The sequence below is a fragment of the Streptomyces sp. NPDC028419 genome (genome assembly GCF_055565515.1).
Window position 1 is genome coordinate 1 of record NZ_JBVHUE010000010.1, and the last position, 19067, is coordinate 19067.

The 19067-nt window shown below is 70.7% G+C and carries 17 protein-coding genes and 1 pseudogene; 11 read left to right on the plus strand and 7 right to left on the minus strand.

All coding sequences use genetic code 11. The features are described from left to right. Window positions 1-91: 91 nt before the first annotated feature. Entirely contained in the window at window positions 92-667 is a 576-nt protein-coding gene (locus ACZ4UB_RS13825) for a TetR/AcrR family transcriptional regulator (protein ID WP_354379694.1), read from the minus strand. Window positions 668-784: 117 nt separating this feature from the next. Between ACZ4UB_RS13825 and ACZ4UB_RS13830 the strand changes: the two genes are divergently transcribed. The 3 genes from ACZ4UB_RS13830 (at window position 785) to ACZ4UB_RS13840 (ending at window position 4051) form a co-directional block, all read left to right on the plus strand. Next, complete coding sequence (locus ACZ4UB_RS13830; RefSeq protein ID WP_468070304.1) at window positions 785-2401, plus strand: MDR family MFS transporter; 1617 nt, start codon at window positions 785-787, stop codon at window positions 2399-2401. Between the two features lie 323 nt (window positions 2402-2724). Next, window positions 2725-3579, plus strand: a complete 855-nt coding sequence (locus ACZ4UB_RS13835) for a polysaccharide deacetylase family protein (RefSeq protein WP_468070305.1) — start codon at window positions 2725-2727, stop codon at window positions 3577-3579. 145 nt (window positions 3580-3724) lie between these two features. Next, entirely contained in the window at window positions 3725-4051 is a 327-nt protein-coding gene (locus ACZ4UB_RS13840) for a nuclear transport factor 2 family protein (RefSeq protein ID WP_468070306.1), read from the plus strand. On the opposite strand, the gene ACZ4UB_RS13845 is transcribed toward ACZ4UB_RS13840, so the two are convergent. Continuing rightward, window positions 4042-5184, minus strand: a complete 1143-nt coding sequence (locus tag ACZ4UB_RS13845; protein ID WP_468070307.1) for a serine hydrolase domain-containing protein — start codon at window positions 5182-5184, stop codon at window positions 4042-4044. The two genes, ACZ4UB_RS13840 and ACZ4UB_RS13845, sit on opposite strands and share 10 nt — an antisense overlap. 185 nt (window positions 5185-5369) lie before the next feature. Between ACZ4UB_RS13845 and ACZ4UB_RS13850 the strand changes: the two genes are divergently transcribed. Continuing rightward, window positions 5370-5990, plus strand: coding sequence for a hypothetical protein (locus tag ACZ4UB_RS13850; protein WP_468070308.1), 621 nt, complete (start codon window positions 5370-5372; stop codon window positions 5988-5990). A gap of 93 nt (window positions 5991-6083) precedes the next feature. Continuing rightward, a pseudogene (locus tag ACZ4UB_RS13855) lies at window positions 6084-6292 on the plus strand (IS5/IS1182 family transposase); the annotation flags it as partial. Here the strand turns inward: ACZ4UB_RS13855 and ACZ4UB_RS13860 are convergent. From ACZ4UB_RS13860 to ACZ4UB_RS13875, 4 genes are all read right to left on the minus strand, one after another. Continuing rightward, window positions 6285-8111 (minus strand): GmrSD restriction endonuclease domain-containing protein, encoded by a 1827-nt coding sequence (locus tag ACZ4UB_RS13860; RefSeq protein ID WP_468070309.1) that lies wholly within the window; start codon window positions 8109-8111, stop codon window positions 6285-6287. The pseudogene ACZ4UB_RS13855 and the gene ACZ4UB_RS13860 sit on opposite strands and share 8 nt — an antisense overlap. Before the next feature lie 273 nt (window positions 8112-8384). Further along, window positions 8385-9668 carry an extracellular solute-binding protein gene (locus ACZ4UB_RS13865; RefSeq protein WP_468070310.1) on the minus strand — a complete coding sequence of 428 codons (1284 nt, stop codon included), beginning with the start codon at window positions 9666-9668 and terminating at the stop codon, window positions 8385-8387. A 296-nt stretch (window positions 9669-9964) separates the two neighbouring features. Beyond that, window positions 9965-10582, minus strand: coding sequence for an SMI1/KNR4 family protein (locus tag ACZ4UB_RS13870; RefSeq protein ID WP_468070311.1), 618 nt, complete (start codon window positions 10580-10582; stop codon window positions 9965-9967). 86 nt (window positions 10583-10668) lie between these two features. Next, window positions 10669-11079, minus strand: a complete 411-nt coding sequence (locus ACZ4UB_RS13875; protein WP_468070312.1) for a DUF192 domain-containing protein — start codon at window positions 11077-11079, stop codon at window positions 10669-10671. 133 nt (window positions 11080-11212) lie between these two features. Here ACZ4UB_RS13875 and ACZ4UB_RS13880 point away from each other — a divergent pair, with 133 nt between their 5' ends. Then, entirely contained in the window at window positions 11213-11941 is a 729-nt protein-coding gene (locus ACZ4UB_RS13880; protein WP_468070313.1) for a prepilin peptidase, read from the plus strand. 142 nt (window positions 11942-12083) lie between these two features. Here ACZ4UB_RS13880 and mgrA read toward each other — a convergent pair whose 3' ends face one another. Next, entirely contained in the window at window positions 12084-13121 is a 1038-nt protein-coding gene (gene mgrA, locus ACZ4UB_RS13885; RefSeq protein WP_467960688.1) for an L-glyceraldehyde 3-phosphate reductase, read from the minus strand. Between the two features lie 128 nt (window positions 13122-13249). On the opposite strand from mgrA, the gene ACZ4UB_RS13890 reads away from it, so the two are divergent. The 5 genes from ACZ4UB_RS13890 (at window position 13250) to ACZ4UB_RS13910 (ending at window position 18991) form a co-directional block, all read left to right on the plus strand. After that, window positions 13250-14011, plus strand: a complete 762-nt coding sequence (locus ACZ4UB_RS13890) for an isoprenyl transferase (RefSeq protein WP_330332363.1) — start codon at window positions 13250-13252, stop codon at window positions 14009-14011. A gap of 367 nt (window positions 14012-14378) precedes the next feature. Next, entirely contained in the window at window positions 14379-15695 is a 1317-nt protein-coding gene (locus ACZ4UB_RS13895; protein ID WP_354379683.1) for a PhoH family protein, read from the plus strand. 412 nt (window positions 15696-16107) lie between these two features. Further along, complete coding sequence (locus ACZ4UB_RS13900) at window positions 16108-16821, plus strand: aggregation-promoting factor C-terminal-like domain-containing protein (RefSeq protein WP_468070314.1); 714 nt, start codon at window positions 16108-16110, stop codon at window positions 16819-16821. A gap of 111 nt (window positions 16822-16932) precedes the next feature. Then, window positions 16933-18258 carry an AI-2E family transporter gene (locus tag ACZ4UB_RS13905; protein ID WP_468070315.1) on the plus strand — a complete coding sequence of 442 codons (1326 nt, stop codon included), beginning with the start codon at window positions 16933-16935 and terminating at the stop codon, window positions 18256-18258. 4 nt (window positions 18259-18262) lie between these two features. Beyond that, on the plus strand, window positions 18263-18991 hold the full coding sequence (locus ACZ4UB_RS13910) for a hypothetical protein (protein WP_468070316.1): 729 nt from the start codon (window positions 18263-18265) through the stop codon (window positions 18989-18991). Window positions 18992-19067: the final 76 nt, after the last annotated feature.

Below are 19067 nucleotides of genomic sequence, written 5' to 3' on the forward strand. Positions count from 1 at the left end.
GGCTCCACACCTACAATCACCACCGCGGACACACCGCACTCGCAGGCAAACCACCCGCCAGCCGCGTCCCCAACCTCACAGGGCAATACACCTAGCCCTCCTCGTGGGCGCGCGTGATCAGGTCCATCGCCACCTCCAGGGCGGCCAGCCGGGTCTCCTCCGGGTCGGCCTCCACGTGCTGGAGGAACATCATTCCCGCGTGCAGCGTGAAGATCGCGCTGACGCAGCGCACCTGGTCCGGCAGCGGGGCGTCGTCCGTGCGCAGCAGGTCGACCATCTTCAGCATCCGCTTCTTGACGGTCTCGCCGATGCTCAGCTCGCGCATCGTGGCCTGGTTCTCCTGCATGAAGCGGTACAGCTGCGCGCCCGAGCACATCGCCTCGCTGTAGCGGCGCAGCATCTCCTTCTTCGTCGCCAGCGTGCGCGGCTGCTCCCCGGCCCACGCGATCAGCTCGTCGATCGGACGCGTCGTGTCGTCGAAGATGCTGATCAGGATCTCTTCCTTGGTCTTGAAGTGGTAGTACAGCGCCGCCTTCGTGACCTCCAGTCGCTCCGCCATCTCCCGCAGTGACGTCTTCTCGTACCCCTGCTCGGCGAAGAGCTCCAGTGCGACGTCCTGGATGAGCTGGCGCGTGTTGCCACGGCGCTGCTGCGGACTGCTGGACATGGGGCACGCTCCAATTACTTACTTGACGCCCGGCTAGTTACGGGTCTAATTTCCCCAGTGTAGTGAACTAGCCGGGCGGCAAGTAAGTACCCGGGTGTCATTGGGGAGCGGACGGACATGAGCAAGACGACACAGGCGGAGCCCGGAGCGGGGACGGAGGCGCCGGAGGGCGGGGCCAAGCCGCGCAGCGTGCGCGTCGTGCTGCTCGCGCTCATGATCGCCATGCTATTGGCGATGCTGGACAACATGATCATCGGCACCGCGATGCCGACCATCGTCGGCGAGCTGGGCGGCCTGGAGCACCTCTCCTGGGTGGTCACCGCCTACACCCTCGCCACCGCCGCCTCCACCCCCATCTGGGGCAAGCTCGGCGACATGTACGGGCGCAAGGGCTCGTTCCTCACCTCCATCGTGATCTTCCTGATCGGCTCCGTGCTCAGCGGCATGGCCCAGAACATGGGCGAGCTGATCGGCTTCCGCGCGATCCAGGGTCTCGGCGCCGGTGGCCTGATGGTCGGCGTCATGGCGATCATCGGTGACCTCATCCCGCCCCGCGAGCGCGGCAAGTACCAGGGCATGATGGCCGGCGTCATGGCCCTCGCGATGATCGGCGGTCCGCTGATCGGCGGCACCATCACCGACCACTGGGGCTGGCGCTGGTCCTTCTACATCAACCTGCCCCTGGGCGTCGTCGCCCTCGCGATGGTCACCGCCGTCCTGCACCTGCCCAAGAAGAAGACGCAGGGCAAGATCGACTACCTGGGCGCGGCCCTGCTCACCCTCGCGATCACCTCCACCGTCCTCGTCACCACCTGGGGCGGCACCGAGTACGCCTGGGGCTCCGCCGAGATCATCGGCCTGATCGCCGTCGGCATCGTCTCCATCGCCGGCTTCCTCTTCGTCGAGACCCGCGCCGCCGAGCCGGTCATGCCGCTGCACATCTTCCGCAGCCGCAACTTCACGCTCATGTCGGTGATCGGCTTCCTGACCGGTTTCGCGATGTTCGGCGGCGTGCTCTACCTGCCGCTCTTCCAGCAGTCCGTCCAGGGCGCCTCGGCCACCAACTCCGGCCTGCTGCTCCTGCCGATGCTCCTGTCGATGATGGTCGTCTCGCTGATCGCGGGCCGCGTCACCACCAACAGCGGCAAGTACAAGATGTTCCCGATCGCGGGCGGCGGCCTGATGGTCGTCGGCCTGTTCCTGCTCTCGCAGATGGACACCGGCACCAGCCGCCTGATGTCCGGCGTCTACATGGCGGTCCTCGGCGCCGGCCTCGGCTTCCTGATGCAGATCACCATGCTGGTCGCGCAGAACAGCGTCGAGATGAAGGACATGGGCGTCGCCTCCTCCTCCGCGACCCTCTTCCGCACGCTCGGCGGCTCCTTCGGCGTGGCCCTGATGGGCTCGCTGTTCACCAGCCAGGTCACGCAGACCATGACCGACCGGCTCGGCCCGGCCGCCGCCGCCAAGTCCGGCTCCGCGCAGCTCGACGCGGCGCACCTGGCGCAGCTGCCGTCCGTGGTGCGTGAGGCGTACCAGCACGCGGTGGCCGCCGGTACGCACTCCGCGTTCTTGCTCGGCGCGGGCATCGCGCTGATCGGCTTCATCGCCGCCTGGTTCGTCAAGGAGGTGCCGCTGCGCGGCGCCGGCCCCGCCGCCGGCGGAGCCAAGGACGCCGGCACGGACAAGGCCGCCGCGGGCGCGGCCGCCGCGCAGGCCCCCGTGGCCCACTGATACCTGCCGCGACGCCCGGCCCCCGTGGATGGACGGATCCACGGGGGCCGGGCCTTTTCGTTCCCGGCGCGTCGCCGGGTCAACCGCCCCGCCCGGCCGCGGGCTTGGGGCGCCGCTCCGCGGGGTAGGAGTTCGCGTACATGTGGTGCGGTTCCCCACGAGACCCGAAAAGGGACGATCAAGGACCAAAGTCCCTAAGCCCCTATACGTAGATTTTATGGTCAAAGCACCTGGAACCGGCCGTGGTTCACCGTCATCCTCCCTCACAGGACCTGCAAAGGCGGATGGGGAGTGGACGGTTCATGGAGCGCATCACGAGTCACATGGCACAGCGAGGGGTTCGGGCCCGGATAGCCGTGGCGGGAGCGGCCGCGGCCGTCGCGGCCACGGTGTGGGGGGTGGCGACGCTCGCCGCACCCGCGCACGACCCCGGCGACGGGCGCGACCACCAGAACGTGTCCCGGCAGAAGGACGCCCCCGAGGAGCGCGGCGACCCCGCGGACGATCCGAAGGGCGCCGGCGGCGCGGCGCGCCCGGGTTCCGGTGACGCCGAGCCGGGCCGGGTCCCCGACACCATCGCCCACGCCTCGGAAGCGGGCGGGGACGCCGTCAACATCACCATCGACGACGGCCCCGACCCGACCTGGACCCCGAAGGTCCTGGAGGTGCTCCGCAAGCACGACGCGAAGGCGACCTTCTGCATGATCGGGCCGCAGGCCAAGGCCCATCCGGACCTGGTGAAGCAGGTCGTCGCGGACGGCAACCGACTCTGCGACCACACCATGGACCACGACATCGGGATGGCCAAGAAGCCGGTGGACTACCAGAAGCAGCAGATCCTGGACGCGCAGAAGCTGATCGAGGACGCGGCCGGGGACGGCGCGAAGGTCGAGTACTACCGCGCGCCCGGCGGGGCGTTCACCCCCGAGAGCCGCGCACTCGCCGCGGCCGCGGGCATGCGCCCGCTCGGCTGGAACGTCGACACCAAGGACTTCAAGAAGCCCGGCACCGCCGCGATCGTGAACGCGGTGAAGCAGGAGCTGCGCAGCGGCCCCACCGTCCTCTTCCACGACGGCGGCGGCGACCGCAAGCAGACCGTCGACGCCCTCGACCAGGTGCTGACCTGGCTGGCGGAGCAGAACCGCCCCACCGGCTTCCCGGTCCGCACCGCGCCCTGACCCGCGCCGCCCCTGACACGCCGTCGGGTGCCGAACGGGTGAAGGTCGGTGCGCGGGACCCGGCCCCGGTGTTCCCTGGTCGGCGTACGGGTCCCCCGTACGTTCCCGTACGTCCCGCCCGTACGCACGCCGCACAGGAGACCCCGTGGCCCTCTCGCCCGACCAGCTGACCGACCCCGCCGTCCGCGCCTTCGTCACCGCCGTCAACGCGGGGGACAAGGCCGCGTTCTTCGCGGCCCTCGCCCCCGGCGCGACCATGTCCGACGACGGCTCGGACCGCGACGTCCAGGAGTGGACCGACAAGGAGATCTTCTCCTCCGACGGGCACATGGACGTCGAGTCCCAGTCCGACGACGGACGTGCCCTCGTCGTGAACTACCGCAACTCCACCTGGGGCGAGATGCGCACCGCCTGGCGGTTCGTGGTCGACGGCGCGGGCTCGATCAGCAGGTTCGAGACCGGTCAGGCCTGAGCGGCCGCCCGGGCCGAGGCCAGCACCGCCGCCGTCAGCGGACCGTTCTCCGGGGCGGTGCCGCCCGGGAAGCCGAAGCGGCGGCGCGTGTACCCGTACGCCACCTGGGTCACCGGGTCGGCGAAGCCGAGGCCTCCCGCGGCACCGCAGTGGCCGAAGGCCTCCGGTCCGACCTGCGGCTGCCGTTCGAAGCCCAGTCCGAAATGATCCTTCTCCGGCGTCACGAGGTCGTCACCCGGGGTGTGCAGCCTCGCGAACTCGGCGGCCGTCTCCGGCTTCAGCAGCGCGGGCCGCCCGGCCAGTTCGCCGATCGCCGCCGCGTACATCCCCGCGACGCCGCGCGCCGTGCCGACGCCGCCCGCCGACGCGGGACCCCGCGACTTCACCGCGGGGTGGTTCGCGTAGGCCACCAGGTCCATCGGGGGCCGGGTGTGCCAGTTGAACGCGGTCTCCATCAGCGCCGGCGGCGGCGGGCCGCCCGCCAGCGCCGCCAGCCCCGCGGCCGTCGGGACCTGCGGCAGCACCGGCTTCCAGCGCGGCTCCAGCTCCGCGGGGAGACCGATGTACAGGTCCAGCCCGTAGGGCGCGCGGATCCGCTCCTCGTAGACCTCCGGCAGGGTCTTGCCCGTGGCCCGGCGCACCACCTCGCCGGTCAGCGCGCCGATCACGAAGGCGTGGTAGCCGTAGCCCGTCCCCGGCTCCCAGTACGGCTTCTGCCCGGCGAGCCGGGCGGCGATCAGCGCGTCGTCCGCGACCTCGTCGAGGGTGAAGCCCTCCGGGGTGTTGATCAGGCCGGACTGGTGCGAGAGCAGCTGGCGCAGCGTCAGGCGCTCCTTGCCGTCCCCGGTGAACTCGGGCCAGTACCGCGACACCGGACGCTCCAGGTCCAGTACGCCGTCCTGCACGAGCAGGGCCACGACCAGGTGGGCCGCCCCCTTGGTGATGGAGTAGACGCCGGTCAGGGTGTCCGCCGCGGTGTCCTCGCCCGCCCACAGGTCCACCACGCGGCGCCCCTGGTGGTGCACGGCCAACTGCGCCTCGGGAGAGGTCTCCTCGGCCAGCGCGAAGGCCGCGAACGCCTCCCGCACCGGCTCCCAGCCCGCCGCCACCGTTCCGCCCACCTGTACCGCCATGTCGTCCCCCTGCCGGATCCGTGGATCCTTGATCGTCCCGCACCATCTCGTGTCAGCTGCGCCAACGAGCGCCGGTGGGGTCATATTCCTGACGCGCCGCAGTCCGTCACCTCGGTGCGCTCCCTTACGGGTGAACGCGCGCCCGGTGTCGTTCCGGCCCGCCCCGGGGGCCCGTTGGGCAGCGCATGAAGCGCACCCGTATCGCCGCCGTCGCCCTCGCCACCGCCGCCGCGGCCCTCGTGCCCGCACTCGTCGAGGCCGAGGCGGCCGAGGTGTCGTCGTACCTCCAGGACCCGTCCGGTGGCGAGAAGGCGATGAAGTCCCGCTGGACCAAGGACGAGATGCACAAGCTGGAGGCGCAGTTCCGCTTCCACCCCGGCGTCCAGTACGAGACGAGGACCGTCCCGGGCCCGTCCGGCGCCCCGGAGTGGGAGGCGAAGAAGGCCGACCCCAAGACGCTGGCCTGGCAGCCGAAGTTCGAGTTCGCGTGGTCCATCTCGGACTCCACGCTGGTGAAGAAGGCCGTCACCACCAAGAACGGCAAGCACCCCATCACCCTGTACGCGGTGGTGCGCAGGGCCGACGGGGTCGAGGCGGCGAAGGTCAGCAGCGACTCCAAGGACCGCCCGGCCGCCGGCCGCGCCACGGTCGGCGGGGACAAGCGGATCGCCTGCGACACGGGGGCGTACACGGTCGAGTGGTCGGCCACCCGCACCGGCTACGGCACCGTGAACGGCAGCCTGCGCTGGAACTCCAGCTGCGAGCAGTACCGCACCGCCTTCAACGGCGGCAACGGCCGGCACTAAGGGGCGTTGCAGAAGGCTCGTCGCCGGGCATTGCTCTTGTATGGGTGGGGTGATGCGGGCTGAGCGGGTGGGGGCGGAGACGTTCACGGGCTCGGGATTTCCTCGGCGACGGTCTGCCGTGTCATCCAGCGCCTGCGACCGCTCCTCCCGCTGGAGCCGGCCCGCGGCCGGTAGCCGCCGTCGAACGCTTGTGGATCGTGGACGGCACCCTGACCCCGGTCCGTGACCGCATCGCCGGCGCTTCGTCGAAGGACTACCGATTCTCGGCAAGCGTGCAGGTCATCATCGACGCGGTCAGTCGTCGTCGCCCTCGTCCACAGGCTCGGTGGTCGGGTAGCCGTCCTCGGTGACGACCGCCTTGCCCGTGGCCTTCTCGATGGCCTCGACCAGGGCCCGCTGGCGGGCGTCGAAGAACCCCGCGAAGTCGTCCTTCGCGAGCAGCTCCGGATCGGCCAGGTGGGTGCGGATGTGGTCGGCCACCGTGTCCGCGTCCACTTCGGCGCTCTTGGCGAGCCGCGGGAGGTACGAGGAGGGTGCCGCCCCGCCAATGATCCGGTTGGTGCGCCCGGTCAGTGGGGTCTTGTTGACGATCGAGTTGTAGCTCCCCCGCTCGATGCCCTCCCGCTCACACCACGCCTGCGGGAAGATGTGGTGGATGTCCACGGCCTCCGCGAAGTACTCGGTGATCTCGGTCTTCTCGCCGGTCCGCCAGTCGACTGCGCCCTCCTTCATCAGTAGGGCGTAGATGCCCTTGTAGGCGGCGCTGTTGCGGGTGCGCAGGGTCAGCAAGCGGCTCGCACTGAACCGGGAGTCGCGGACGGTGCGGGGTTCGGGGCCGGCCCCGCGCACCCAGGCCACCGTCTCGGGAAGGTCGTGGCTCAGCCGGGTTTCCGTCGTACCGCCGTACAGCTCCCCGAACACGCCGCACCAGTACCAGCGGGCCAGCTTCTGCTGGGCACCCGCCGGTTCGGCGTGCTCACCGAGCACGCTGAGGATCGCGGCGAGCGGGATGAGCTGCGTCCCGTACGGCAGGAACTTGGTGTCGAAGAGGTACTGCTGGCGCAGGAACTTGGCGGAGTCCTTGAAGCCCCGGACGACCAACGGCGCGAAGCGGCGGTACTCGTCCAGCCCCAGCTCCAACATGTCCTTGCGCTTGCAGCCGATGCGGGGCAGCCGCTCCTCGTCCACCCCGGAGTCGGCGGCCCGGGCCCGCCGGTCGGCCGTCGCCATCAGTGTGACGGCCTGCAGGAAGTCGGTGTTGGACACCTGCGTGAGGACGCGGTACTCGGGCGCCTTCCAGTCGGCCCGGACCTCTTGGTCCCAATGGCTGCGCAGGTCGAACTCGTCGGCGGCGTAAGTGGCGGTGAGCAGCTCGAAGACCGTGAGGGTGACGCCGCCCGTGTTGACCTTCTCGAAGACCTGGCAGACGGCCTGGCGCTCGGTCTGCTTGCCGAGTTCGATCACCGGAACCTGGTACAGCTCGAAGGGGCGGACGAACGCCTCCTCGAAGTCCCGCCACCCCTTGCGGCCGTCCTCGCCCCGGGCCTTCCAGTAATCCTCGTAGCCGTAGCTCCACTCACGGTTGTCGAAGAGCCGGGAGAGCGGGAAGAGGCGGGCCGCGTACTCCTGCTCCGGGGTCGAGCAGTCCTCGACGGGCTCGCCCCGGAAAGTGCGGACCACCCGGTCCGCCGGGAGCAGTCGGATGGCGTCCTCGCGGTCCGTCTGCGGGTCGAGGGCCTTGTCCATGTCGACGTAGAACCAGCCGGAGATCGGCTGCTTGCGCTGGTTCTGGGTCTCGACCGGCTTGCCGAGCATGAGCGACTGGAAGAGCGAGGTCATCCGCTGCTGGCCGTCGAGGATCAGGGTGTCCGGCCGTGTGTCGGGGGGCGGGGTGGCGCCTTCGACCGGGCGGTACTTGAACCGGACGTCACCGCCGGTCTCGAGCAGCATCAGGGTGCCGACCGGGTATCCGCGGGAGATCGAGGCGAGCAGACCGATGATGTTGTGGTCCGGCCACACCCAACCGCGTTGGAACTCCGGTAGCTGGGCCCTGCCCTCGGCCACGCTCCGCAACAGTGTGATCAGTTGGATCTTGTCGATTCCGAACGCTTGCTCCGGCATGGCCCGTCCCCCTCGTGGTGCTCGACCCTCGCGAGGGTATCGGGTGACCGGGCGGGTGCGCTGGCCGTTCCGCAAGGGTGCCGGGGCTGGTGAGCGGGGGTGCGGAGGTTCGTCGGGACCCGTCGCCCCGCGCGCCTTGTGGGCGCGGTGCGGGCGACCGGGCTGCGGCCTCTGATCGAGTGCCGTGACAGCCATCCTGGCGCACGCGGGGGGTGGTGGAGGCGGGCCGAAGGTCCCTGATGTCAGGGCCGAACAGGCGGGACCTGCGGGATGTCAGTGGCGCTTGGACGCTTCGCGGGCCTTCTCCGCGATGCCCTCCAGGACGCCCTTCGGGTCGCCGGCGGGGTCCACGGCGCGGCCGACGTTGCGCTTGATGGTGTCGCTGACGGTCACCCAGGAGGGGTCGTTGACCGGGTAGAGCTGAGCGCCGCGCAGGGCGGTCAGGAACTGCTCGTCGCCCCTGTCGAGGCCGCCGCCCGCCGGGGTGCGCGACGCCGAGATGGTGGAGGGCAGCAGGTGGTAGCGGCCGGCGAAGTCGCTCAGGTTCTTGTCCTGGTAGACGAAGTCCAGGAAGCGGCCGATCTGCTCGCGGTGGCCGTTCTGCTTGAAGGCCATCATCCAGTCGGCGACGCCGACGGCCGGCGGGGTCTCGCCACTGCCCAGGGCGTCGTTGACCGGCATGGTGACCGTGCCGACGCCGATGCCCTTGGCCTTCGCCTCGTGGAGCAGCGACGGGTAGCCGTTGAGCATGCCGACCTCGCCGCGCAGGAAGGCGGCGAAGGCGTCCTGGCGGTTGAACTGGGCGGGCGGCACCGGCCCGAGCAGGCCCGGGCCGACCAGGTTGTCCTTGATCCAGCGGAAGGTCTCGACGTTGGCGTCGGAGGCCAGGCTGTAGTTGCCGCTGCTGTCGGCGTAGCCGCCGCCGTTGCTCAGCTCCCAGATCATCGCTTCCGCGTGGGCCTCTTCGGGGCCCAGCGGCAGGGCGTACGGGTACTTCACTCCCTTGTCCTTGAGCGCCTTGGCCGCGCTCTTGAGCTCCGACCAGGTCCGCGGGGCGTTCACGCCGGCCTTGGTGAAGAGGGCCTGGTTGTAGAAGAGCAGCCGGCTGCTCGCGACGAAGGGCAGGCCGTAGAGGGTGTTGCCGACCGAGCCCGCCTCGGCCAGCGGCGCCAGGAAGTTCGCCTCGGCGGTGACCGGCAGCAGTTCCTCGGCCGAGTAGAGCTTGCCCTGGGCAGCGAAGTCGGAGTACCCGCCCATGAGGGCCATGTCGGGCGCTTTGCCCGCCTTCACCATTTTGCTGACCTCGCGGTCGATGTTCGCCCACGGCAGCAGGGTGACCTCGACCTCGATGCCCGGGTGCGCGGCGGTGAAAGAGTCCGACATCTTGTCCCAGAAGGCCTTCGAGCTGGTGCTCGGGCCGTCTCCGTATTCGGCGGCGACCAGCCGCAGCGTCACGGCGTCCCCGCCGTCACCTGCGCCGGAACCGCAGCCCGCCAGGGGGAGCAGGAGACCGAGCACGGCCGCGCCCGCGGCCGTGCGGAATGTTCTTCGTCGCACGAGAGAATTCCCCGAATTTCTTTTGTAGCCCGACGTTACTTATGGGTTGCTCCGGGTCGGGGTGTCCCCGCACGGCCCGTTGGCCGGAATTCTCTCCTGGTGAAGGGCGATTGATTCCATTGGGGCACTACTTGTGGGCAATGCTCCAAGCGGTGGATTTCGCAATGGTGTTTTCCGATATGTGATCAACAATTCGGACGCGCGTAGACATACCGAAAAGCCCGCTTCCGGTCGGGAAGCGGGCTTTTCGGCAGGAGGAGTGTCGCGCCGGGGTCGCGGGTGGCGCGAAGCGGCCGTCAGTCGGCGAAGTCGCCCGCGTACGGGTCCGGCTCGCCCGTCTCGGGGTTGCGGCCCTCCTGCCAGCGGCGCTGGGCCTTGCGCCAGTGCACGAAGCCGAGCTGCTCGCCGTCCCAGAAGGTGATGCCGACGGGGCTCATGTCGAACTCGTCCGAGCACATCCGCAGCAGGAACTCCGCCATGCCGTACGGGTACACCGCGAAGACGTCGGCGGTGTGCCGCCCGCAGACCAGCACCGGCCAGCGGTCCGGATCGGGATCGGTGGTCAGCCAGCACAGGATGTCGGCGCCGCCGACCACGCCCCAGGCCAGGATCGACTCCGGATCGATGTCGAAGGCGGCCCGGCCGCCCTCCGCCGCCCACAGTGCACGGGCGTTCGCGGTCTCCTCGGCCATCTCGGCCGGGTCCCACTGCGGCCCCGGCTTGGGCAGCGGCAGCAGGATCGCCGCCTCGCCGTTGATCGTGCCCGCGCCGAAGCGCCCCATGAAGGCGACGTAGTCGGCGGGGAAGCGGGTGCCCCAGACCGCCTCGGCGGCCGGCCAGTCGATGTCCTCGTCGGCCCCGTGCGTGGCGGACATGATCTGTTCCAACGCCTTGACCCGCGCGTTCTCCGCCACGTCCGCTCCCCGACGATCCCTGCACCCCGCCCGATGCCCAACCGTCCCAACCTACCCCGCCCCGCGGGCCGGTCCCAGTGCGGTGCTCAGCCGGGGACGGACCCGTCCTCCGCCCCGCCCTCCGCCCCGTCCTCCACGCCGCCCCCGGCGCGCACCCGCACGCTCACGCCCGGCCGCAGTCCCCAGCCCGCCATCGCCCCCGCCGACGCCTCCAGCACGTGCCGCGCGCGCGGCCGCGGCAGCCCGAGCCGGCCCGGGACCATCGTGCGCACCGCCAGGACCCGCAGCCGCCGGTCCAGGTAGGCCACGTCGATCGCGAAGCGCATCCCGAAGGTGTGCACGCTGGCGGCCGGGGTCAGCAGCATCGCGCCCCCGATCCCGTCCCGTCCGAGCAGGCCCCGGGTCCGCGCGCGGTACGAGGCCGCGATCTCCAGGGCGACCGCGCCGCCCTCCGGGAGGTCGAGCGCGCCCGGTCCGTCCTGCCAACGCCGTGCCATCCGCATCCCCCGTCTCGGCGGCCGCCCGCCCCGGCGGGGCCCCGGCCGGGACCAGTCTCCGCCGGGGCGGGCGGCCGGGCCATGGGTCCCCGGGCCCATGACCCCGGGGGCGCGGGGGCCTACGGTCGGCGGGATGGGCGTGGTCGTGATCATCCTTGCCGCCGGCTACGGCGCGGCCGCCGGGCTGCTCCTGCCGCTGGCCGCCTACCGGCTCGGGGTCGAGCCGCGGGAGCCGTGGAGGGCGAGCTGCCCCCGGGGGCACCCGCTGGGCCGCGGGCCGCGCGGCTGGCTGGGGCCCGCGCGGTGCTCGGGCCGCCCGTACGGGCCGAGCGCCCCCCGTACGGCCGTACTCGCCGCGCTGGTCTGCGCGGCGCTGGCCGCGGCCGCCGGGGCCCGGCCGGAAACCGCGGTCTTCGTCGCGCTGGCGCCCGTACCGGTCCTGCTCGCCCTGGTGGACCTGGCCGTGCACCGGCTGCCCGACGTGCTGACCCTGCCGCTGGCGGCCGCGGTGGCCGCGCTGCTCGGGGTGGCGGCCCTGCTGCCGGGGACCGCCGGGTCCTGGCCGCTCGCGCTGCTGGGCGGGGGCGCGCTCGGGGCGGCGTACCTCGTGCTCTTCGTCGTCAACCCGGCCGGACTCGGCTTCGGGGACGTCAAGCTCGCGCTCCCGCTCGGGGTCGCTCTTGGGTGGTACGGGTGGGGGGTATGGGCGACGGGCGCCTTCCTGGGCCTCCTCTACGGCGCCCTGTACGGCCTCGGCCTTGTGCTGCGGGGCCGGGCGCGAGGTCGGGACCCCTTCCCCTTCGGACCCTTCATGGCCGCCGGCGCGCTCACCGGAATGCTGCTCGGTGGTTTCGGAGCGTAATGCCGGCGCGCCGATGCACGCAGCAGGCTTTACGAAGGGTTATGGTGGAACCCCCCCCTCGGGCCGGTCCGTATCCCCCCCACGGACCGGCCCGTTTTTCTTCCCCGGTCCCCCGGACCCGAGGGTGCGGGGAACGCGCAGGTCATCCCCGCTGGGCCCAGATGTTGGTCCCCGGAGTCGAGACCGCGAAGGAATCGATCTCCTTCAGCTCCTCCGCCGAGAGCGGCGCCGCCGCCAGCGCGGCCACGTTCTCCTCCAGCTGCTTCACGCCGGACGCGCCGATCAGCGCCGAGGTCATCCGCTCGTCGCGCAGCACCCAGTTCAGCGCCAGCTGCGACAGCGACTGCCCGCGCCGGGCCGCGATGTCGTTCAGGCCGTTCAGCCGCCGGACCACGTCCTGCGAGAGCAGGTCCGGGTTGAGGGACTTGCCCTGGGTGGCCCGCGAGCCCTCCGGGATCCCCTTGAGGTACTTGCCGGTCAGTAGGCCCTGGGCCAGCGGCGCGAAGGAGATGCAGCCCATGCCGGCCTCCTCCAGCGCGTCCAGCAGCCCGTCCTCCTCCGTCCAGCGGTTGATCATGGAGTACGAGGGCTGGTGGATCAGCGGTCGCACGCCGAGGTCGCGCAGGATCCGCACCGCCTCGGCCGTCTGCTCCGCCGTGTAGGAGGAGACGCCGACGTACAGCGCCTTGCCCTGCTGGACCGCGGACGCGAGGGCGCCCATGGTCTCCTCCAGCGGGGTGTGCGGGTCGAAGCGGTGCGAGTAGAAGATGTCGACGTAGTCCACGCCCATCCGCTTCAGGGACGCGTCGAGGGAGCCGAGCAGGTACTTGCGGCTGCCCCACTCCCCGTAGGGACCGGCGTGCATCAGGTAGCCGGCCTTGGTGGAGAGGACCAGCTCCTCGCGGTGGGACGCGAAGTCCTGGGCGAAGATCTTGCCGAAGTTCAGCTCGGCGGAGCCGGGCGGCGGCCCGTAGTTGTTGGCCAGGTCGAAGTGGGTCACGCCGAGGTCGAAGGCCCGCCGCAGGATCGCCCGCTGGTTCGCCAGGGACGCGTCGTCCCCGAAGTTGTGCCACAGGCCCAGGGAGATCTCGGGGAGCTTCAGGCCGCTGCGGCCCGAGCGGCGGTACTTCATGGAGTCGTAGCGCGAAGGCTCTGCCCGATAGGGATTGGTATCAGTCACGTTGTCCTCCCTATCACGGACCTGTGACAGACCGAGTTGGGTGAGGCCCCCGCAAGCGCAGTAATGTTGCGGCCCTGAGGGGGGACCGCAATTCGCACGGGGGCATTGCACGGAGGGGCTGGAAGATCGTGAATCTGCGCGACCTGGTGTACAGGCTCTACGCACGCCGGGTGGAAGGCCGCATCGACCATGACGCGGCGCCCAAGCACATCGGCGTCATCCTGGACGGCAACCGGCGCTGGGCCAAGGCCTCCGGGGGCACCACGGAACAGGGCCACCAGGCCGGGGCCGAGAAGATCTCCGAGCTGCTCGGCTGGTGCGACGAGTCGGACGTCGAGGTCGTGACCCTGTGGATGCTCTCCACGGACAACCTCGACCGCCCCGAGAACGAGCTCGGCCCGCTGCTGACGATCATCGAGAACACCGTGCGGGGCCTCGCCGCGGACGGCCGCTGGCGCGTCCACCACGTCGGGAACATGGACCTGCTGCCCTCCCGCACGCAGTCCGTGCTCAAGGAGGCCGAGGAGGCCACCCTCGACCGCGGCGGAATACTGGTCAACGTCGCGGTCGGATACGGCGGCCGCCAGGAGATCGCGGACGCGGTGCGCTCGCTGCTCCTGGAGCACGCCTCGAAGGGCACCTCCTTCGAGGAGCTGGCCGAGATCCTCGACATCGACCACATCGCCGAGCACCTCTACACCCGGGGCCAGCCCGACCCGGACCTCGTGATCCGCACCAGTGGGGAACAGCGGCTCTCCGGCTTCATGCTCTGGCAGAGCGCCCACTCCGAGTACTACTTCTGCGAAGTGTTCTGGCCGGCCTTCCGCAAGGTGGACTTCCTGCGGGCGCTGCGCGACTACGCGGCACGTCACCGGCGTTACGGGACCTGATCCCCGACCGCTCCACGCCCTGCCCCACCACGGGCCCCGGACCTCCGTCCGGGGCCCGTACGCGCGTCCGGGCGCTCACCGTCACGATCCGCGCGCGGCCTTCACCAGGGATTCACCGAGCGTCCGTCATATGCCGTGGCATGGCAGTGGGTGTTCGAGGGCATACCCCATGCAGGTCGACGCCCGGTCCACGGGTGTCGAGTCTCAGCGGGCGGCACAGGGCCGTCCGCCCGGGAGGCCCTTTGCACCAGGACGCGCGTGCGGTTCGCACGGACGGATTGGAGGGCCGGTGCTCGGCCCTGGCATCGCGGCCGATGACCGGTCCGGTCTTCATGGCCCGACCTCTTCCGAGGGGGTACGTCCTTCCGTGGTGACCAGCACAAAGCGCCGCCTGCCCGACAGGCGGACCTACGTCCTCGACACCAGCGTCCTGCTGGCAGACCCCAACGCGATCTCCCGCTTCGACGAGCACGAGGTCGTGCTCCCGATCGTGGTGATCACCGAGCTGGAGGCCAAGCGGCACCATCCCGAACTCGGCTACTTCGCCCGGCAGGCGCTGCGCCTGCTCGACGACTTCCGCGTTCGCTACGGTCGCCTCGACGCACCCATCCCGTTGGGCGATCTCGGCGGCACCCTGCGTGTCGAGCTCAACCACTCCGATCCGGGCATCCTGCCCGCGGGCTTCAGGTTGGGGGACAACGATTCACGGATCCTCGCGGTCGCGCGCAACCTCCAGGCCGAGGGGTACGACGTCACGGTCGTGTCGAAGGATCTCCCGCTGCGCATCAAGGCCTCCTCCGTGGGGCTGATCGCCGAGGAGTACCGGGCGGAACTCGCCATCACCGATGCCGGGTGGACCGGCATGAGCGAGATCGCCCTCTCCGGCGAGCAGGTGGACCTCCTCTACTCCGAGGACCGGCTGTACGTCCCCGAGGCGGCGGAACTGCCCGTGCACACCGGGTTGGTCATCCAGTCCGAGCGGGGCAAGGCGCTGGGCCGGGTCACCGCGGACGGCAACGTGCGGCTCGTGAAGGGCGACCGCGAAGCCTTCGGGCTGCACGGCCGCAGCGCCGAGCAGCGCATCGCGCTGGACCTGCTGCTCGACCCGGAGATCGGGATCATCTCCATGGGCGGCCGGGCCGGTACCGGCAAGTCCGCGCTCGCGCTCTGCGCGGGCCTGGAGGCGGTGCTGGAGCGCCGGCAGCACCAGAAGGTGATGGTCTTCCGGCCGCTGTACGCGGTGGGCGGCCAGGACCTCGGCTACCTCCCCGGTGACGCGGCCGAGAAGATGAGCCCCTGGGCCCAGGCGGTGTTCGACACCCTCTCGGCGGTCGCCGGACGGGACGTCATCGAGGAGGTGCTGGGTCGCGGGATGCTGGAGGTGCTGCCGCTGACGCACATCCGGGGGCGTTCGCTGCACGATGCCTTCGTGATCGTGGACGAGGCCCAGTCGCTGGAACGCAACGTCCTGCTGACCGTGTTGTCCCGAATCGGGGCGAACAGTCGGGTCGTGCTGACCCACGACGTCGCCCAGCGGGACAACCTGCGGGTCGGCCGGTACGACGGAGTGGTGGCCGTGGTCGAGAAGTTGAAGGGCCATCCGCTCTTCGCCCACATCACGCTCTCCCGCTCCGAGCGCTCGCCCATCGCCGCCCTCGTGACGGAGATGCTGGAAACTCTCTGAAAACAATCCGAAAGGACCCATAGCGGTACGGAAGTTGGCGCCGTCCGGCAAAGGCGAGAGAGCCTAGCCGGGCGGCGCCGCGCTGCACAGGGATTCATCGAAAACAACGGCGTCGCAGCAGGTGTGACCTTTCCCACGCAACGGAGAATTGCCTCGCGGCGTCGAGGTCCGGCAGAGTCTGGTCTCCGTAAGGCCCCGCATACGGCACACGTGTATCCCTCGTGGCTGCACAGCTCAGCAACAACTCCACAGACGACCGCCGTATGCCGCCCGCAAGCACCATGTGGCACTCCCGACGAGGGAGTTGCCCACGGGCCCGCGCCTCCCGTGACCACAGACCATGGAGGCCAGCGTCAGGGGCATTCCTGCGTCCTGCGAGGTCACCGTCCGGACGCTGCTGGAAGGACACCGTGTGAGCCGCATCTCGGTCAGGGGATTCGCCGTGGCATCAGCCACCGCGGTCACCACCGTCGGCGCCGTCGTGGGTGTTGCCACAGGCGACCCCCAGAACTCGAACAACCTCGAGACGACCGCGTCGGGAGCGACTCTCCTCGCAGACATTCCCGCGGGCGAGCAGGCCCGTGTGCAGAACGCCTCGCTGACGCAGCAGGCCGACGCCCTCTCGCACGCCGCGGACACCGACGCCAAGCGCTCGACCGAGGAAGCCGCGCGCGTCCAGGCGGCCAAGGACGCCAAGGACAAGAAGTCCGAGGCCCTGGCCAAGGAGAAGTCGGAAGCCGAGGCGAAGGCGAAGAAGGAGCGCGAGGAGAAGGACGAGGTGGCCAGCCGCTCGGCCGGTCGCGACGCCTCCTCCTTCACCCCGAAGAGCTCGTACACGATCGCCGACGTCAAGGCGATCGCCCGGCAGATCGTGCCGGCGTCGCAGTTCCAGTGCTTCTCGAACATCGTCGACGCCGAGTCGACCTGGAACTACCAGGCCGTCAACTCCAGCTCGGGTGCCTACGGCCTGGTGCAGGCCCTGCCCGGCTCGAAGATGAGCTCGGTCGCCTCCGACTGGCGCACCAACCCGGCCACGCAGATCCAGTGGGGCCTGAACTACATGAACGAGCGGTACAACAGCCCGTGTGGCGCCTGGTCCTTCCACCAGGCCAACGACTGGTACTAGGCCGCACCCCCCGCTCAACCCCGAGGAGCCCCGCACCGTCCTACGGTGCGGGGCTCCTCGCGTGTACCGTCGTCGGGGTCGCGTAGGGACGGGTGGGGGGAAAGGGACGACATGTCGAAGTGGTCAGCCTGGCTGGGCAGAGTGGGACGAGGGCTGAGCCAGGTCGAGGCGAAGCTGGACGAACGACGGGCCGAGGTCGAGGCGGAGAACGCGGACCCGGACCTCGTCGCGCCCGGGCCCGCCCCGGCGCGCGCGGCCGCCGGCGGCGTCGAGGCGTCCGGGGCCACCGAGCAGAGCGCGGCGCGCCTGCGGCCCGACCCGGTGGCCGTGGTGCCCTGGGGGATGCGGGTGGCCGCCGAGGTCAGCTGGCGGCTGCTGCTGGTCGCCGGGATGCTCTGGGTCGTCATGAAGGTGATCAGCGAAGTCAGGCTCGTGGTGCTGGCCTTCGCCGCCGCCCTGCTCGTCACCGCGCTGCTCCAGCCCTTCGTGGTCCGGCTGCGCCGGCTCGGCCTGCCCCGCGGGCTCGCCACCGCCGTCACCGCCATCCTCGGCTTCGTGATCATCGGGCTGGTCGGCTGGTTCGTGGTGTGGCAGGTCATGGAGAACCTCGACCAGCTCTCCGCCCGGGTCCGCGACGGCATCGAGGAGCTCAAGCGGTGGGCCCTCAACAGCCCGTTCCACGTGACCGAGCAGCAGATCAACGACATCGCCAAGAACCTCAGCGACACCATCGGCACCAACACCCAGGAGATCACCTCCGCCGGGCTCCAGGGCGTCACGGTGATGGTCGAGGTGCTGACGGGCATCCTGCTCGCCATGTTCTCCACCCTCTTCCTGCTGTACGACGGCAAGAAGATCTGGGAGTGGGTGCTCGGCCTGGTGCCCACCGCCGCGCGCGCCGGGGTCGCGGGCGCCGGTCCGCGCGCCTGGCGCACCCTGACCGCCTACGTGCGGGGCACGGTCATCGTGGCCCTCATCGACGCCATCTTCATCGGCCTGGGCCTATGGTTCCTCGACGTGACGATGGCCGTGCCGCTGGCCGTCTTCATCTTCCTGTTCGCCTTCATCCCGCTGGTCGGCGCGGTCATCTCGGGAGCCCTCGCGGTGGTCGTGGCGCTGGTGACCCAGGGCCCGTTCACGGGCCTGATGGTGCTGGCCGTCGTCCTGGCCGTGCAGCAGATCGAGGGGCACGTGCTCCAGCCCTTCATCCTGGGCCGGGCGGTACGGGTGCACCCGCTCGCGGTGGTGCTCTCGGTGGCCGCCGGTGGCATGATCGCCGGTATCGGGGGCGCCGTGGTCGCCGTACCGCTGGTGGCCGTCACCAACACGGTCGTCGGCTACCTGCGGGTGTATTCCAGGGAACAGGACGCGCAGTTCGGACCGGGCCCGCACGGGGCCACGGCCGTGGACCGGGCGGCGGTCGAACAGGGGGAGTAGCGCGGTGATATCCGAGCCCGAGGCGGATGCAGGCTGGACCACCGAGGTGACCGGGTCGGCCGGCGGGCCACCGGGGTCGCCCGGGGAGGACCTCGCCACGGGTCCCGGCAGCGCCGGCCGGGGCGCCTCGCGGGGCGGCCGGTGGGCGTGGGCCCTGGGCGGGGCGGTCGTGGCCTGCGCCCTCTGGGCGGGCGGGCTGTACGCCTACGGGGACCGGCTGGACGCGCCGCCGATGGCCTACGCGCTGCCGGACAAGCTGTGCGACGCGCTGAAGGCCAAGGCGCTCACCGCCGCCGTGGGGGACCTGAGCACGGGCAATCCGAGCAGTCAGACCGCCGACCATCCGGCGATGAGCTGGGCGATGTGCATGACGGGCAGCCCGGCCGACACGGACCAGGACGTCAAGTACAACGTGTGGGCGTCCGTGCAACTGCACAGGAAGACCGACCCGGAGGCGGAGTTCGACGTCCAGAGCCCGTGGATGACGCTGACGAACGCGGGGGACCGGACCTCCGTGCCGGACCTCGGCGAACGGGCCGTGATGGCCCGCGCGGGCGACGGCCAGGGGCCCGAGCTGAAGGTGTTGGACGGCGGCGCGGTGTTCACGCTCTCGGTCATGTCCGTGACCACCAGGGTGCGCGACCCCGGGGCGAGCGACACCGTCGACTACGCCCCGATCGAGGCGGCCATGATCTCGGACATGCGCGACCTGATGGCGGCCCTGAAGAAGTAGCGTCGCGCTCGAGGAGCCGGACGCACAACGGGCCCCGCTGCCGTGGTGACGGCGGCGGGGCCCGGTGCGGTGCACG

What these genes read in the sequence shown, in the direction of transcription:
- ACZ4UB_RS13845 (WP_468070307.1), bottom strand. Translation starts at nt 5,184, where the DNA reads ATGGCGGTACAGGTGGGCGGAACGGTGGCGGCGGGCTGGGAGCCGGTG.
- ACZ4UB_RS13880 (WP_468070313.1), top strand. Translation starts at nt 11,213, where the DNA reads ATGGGCGTGGTCGTGATCATCCTTGCCGCCGGCTACGGCGCGGCCGCC.
- ACZ4UB_RS13830 (WP_468070304.1), top strand. Translation starts at nt 785, where the DNA reads ATGAGCAAGACGACACAGGCGGAGCCCGGAGCGGGGACGGAGGCGCCG.
- ACZ4UB_RS13825 (WP_354379694.1), bottom strand. Translation starts at nt 667, where the DNA reads ATGTCCAGCAGTCCGCAGCAGCGCCGTGGCAACACGCGCCAGCTCATC.
- ACZ4UB_RS13875 (WP_468070312.1), bottom strand. Translation starts at nt 11,079, where the DNA reads ATGGCACGGCGTTGGCAGGACGGACCGGGCGCGCTCGACCTCCCGGAG.
- ACZ4UB_RS13850 (WP_468070308.1), top strand. Translation starts at nt 5,370, where the DNA reads ATGAAGCGCACCCGTATCGCCGCCGTCGCCCTCGCCACCGCCGCCGCG.
- ACZ4UB_RS13835 (WP_468070305.1), top strand. Translation starts at nt 2,725, where the DNA reads ATGGCACAGCGAGGGGTTCGGGCCCGGATAGCCGTGGCGGGAGCGGCC.
- ACZ4UB_RS13905 (WP_468070315.1), top strand. Translation starts at nt 16,933, where the DNA reads ATGTCGAAGTGGTCAGCCTGGCTGGGCAGAGTGGGACGAGGGCTGAGC.
- ACZ4UB_RS13860 (WP_468070309.1), bottom strand. Translation starts at nt 8,111, where the DNA reads ATGCCGGAGCAAGCGTTCGGAATCGACAAGATCCAACTGATCACACTG.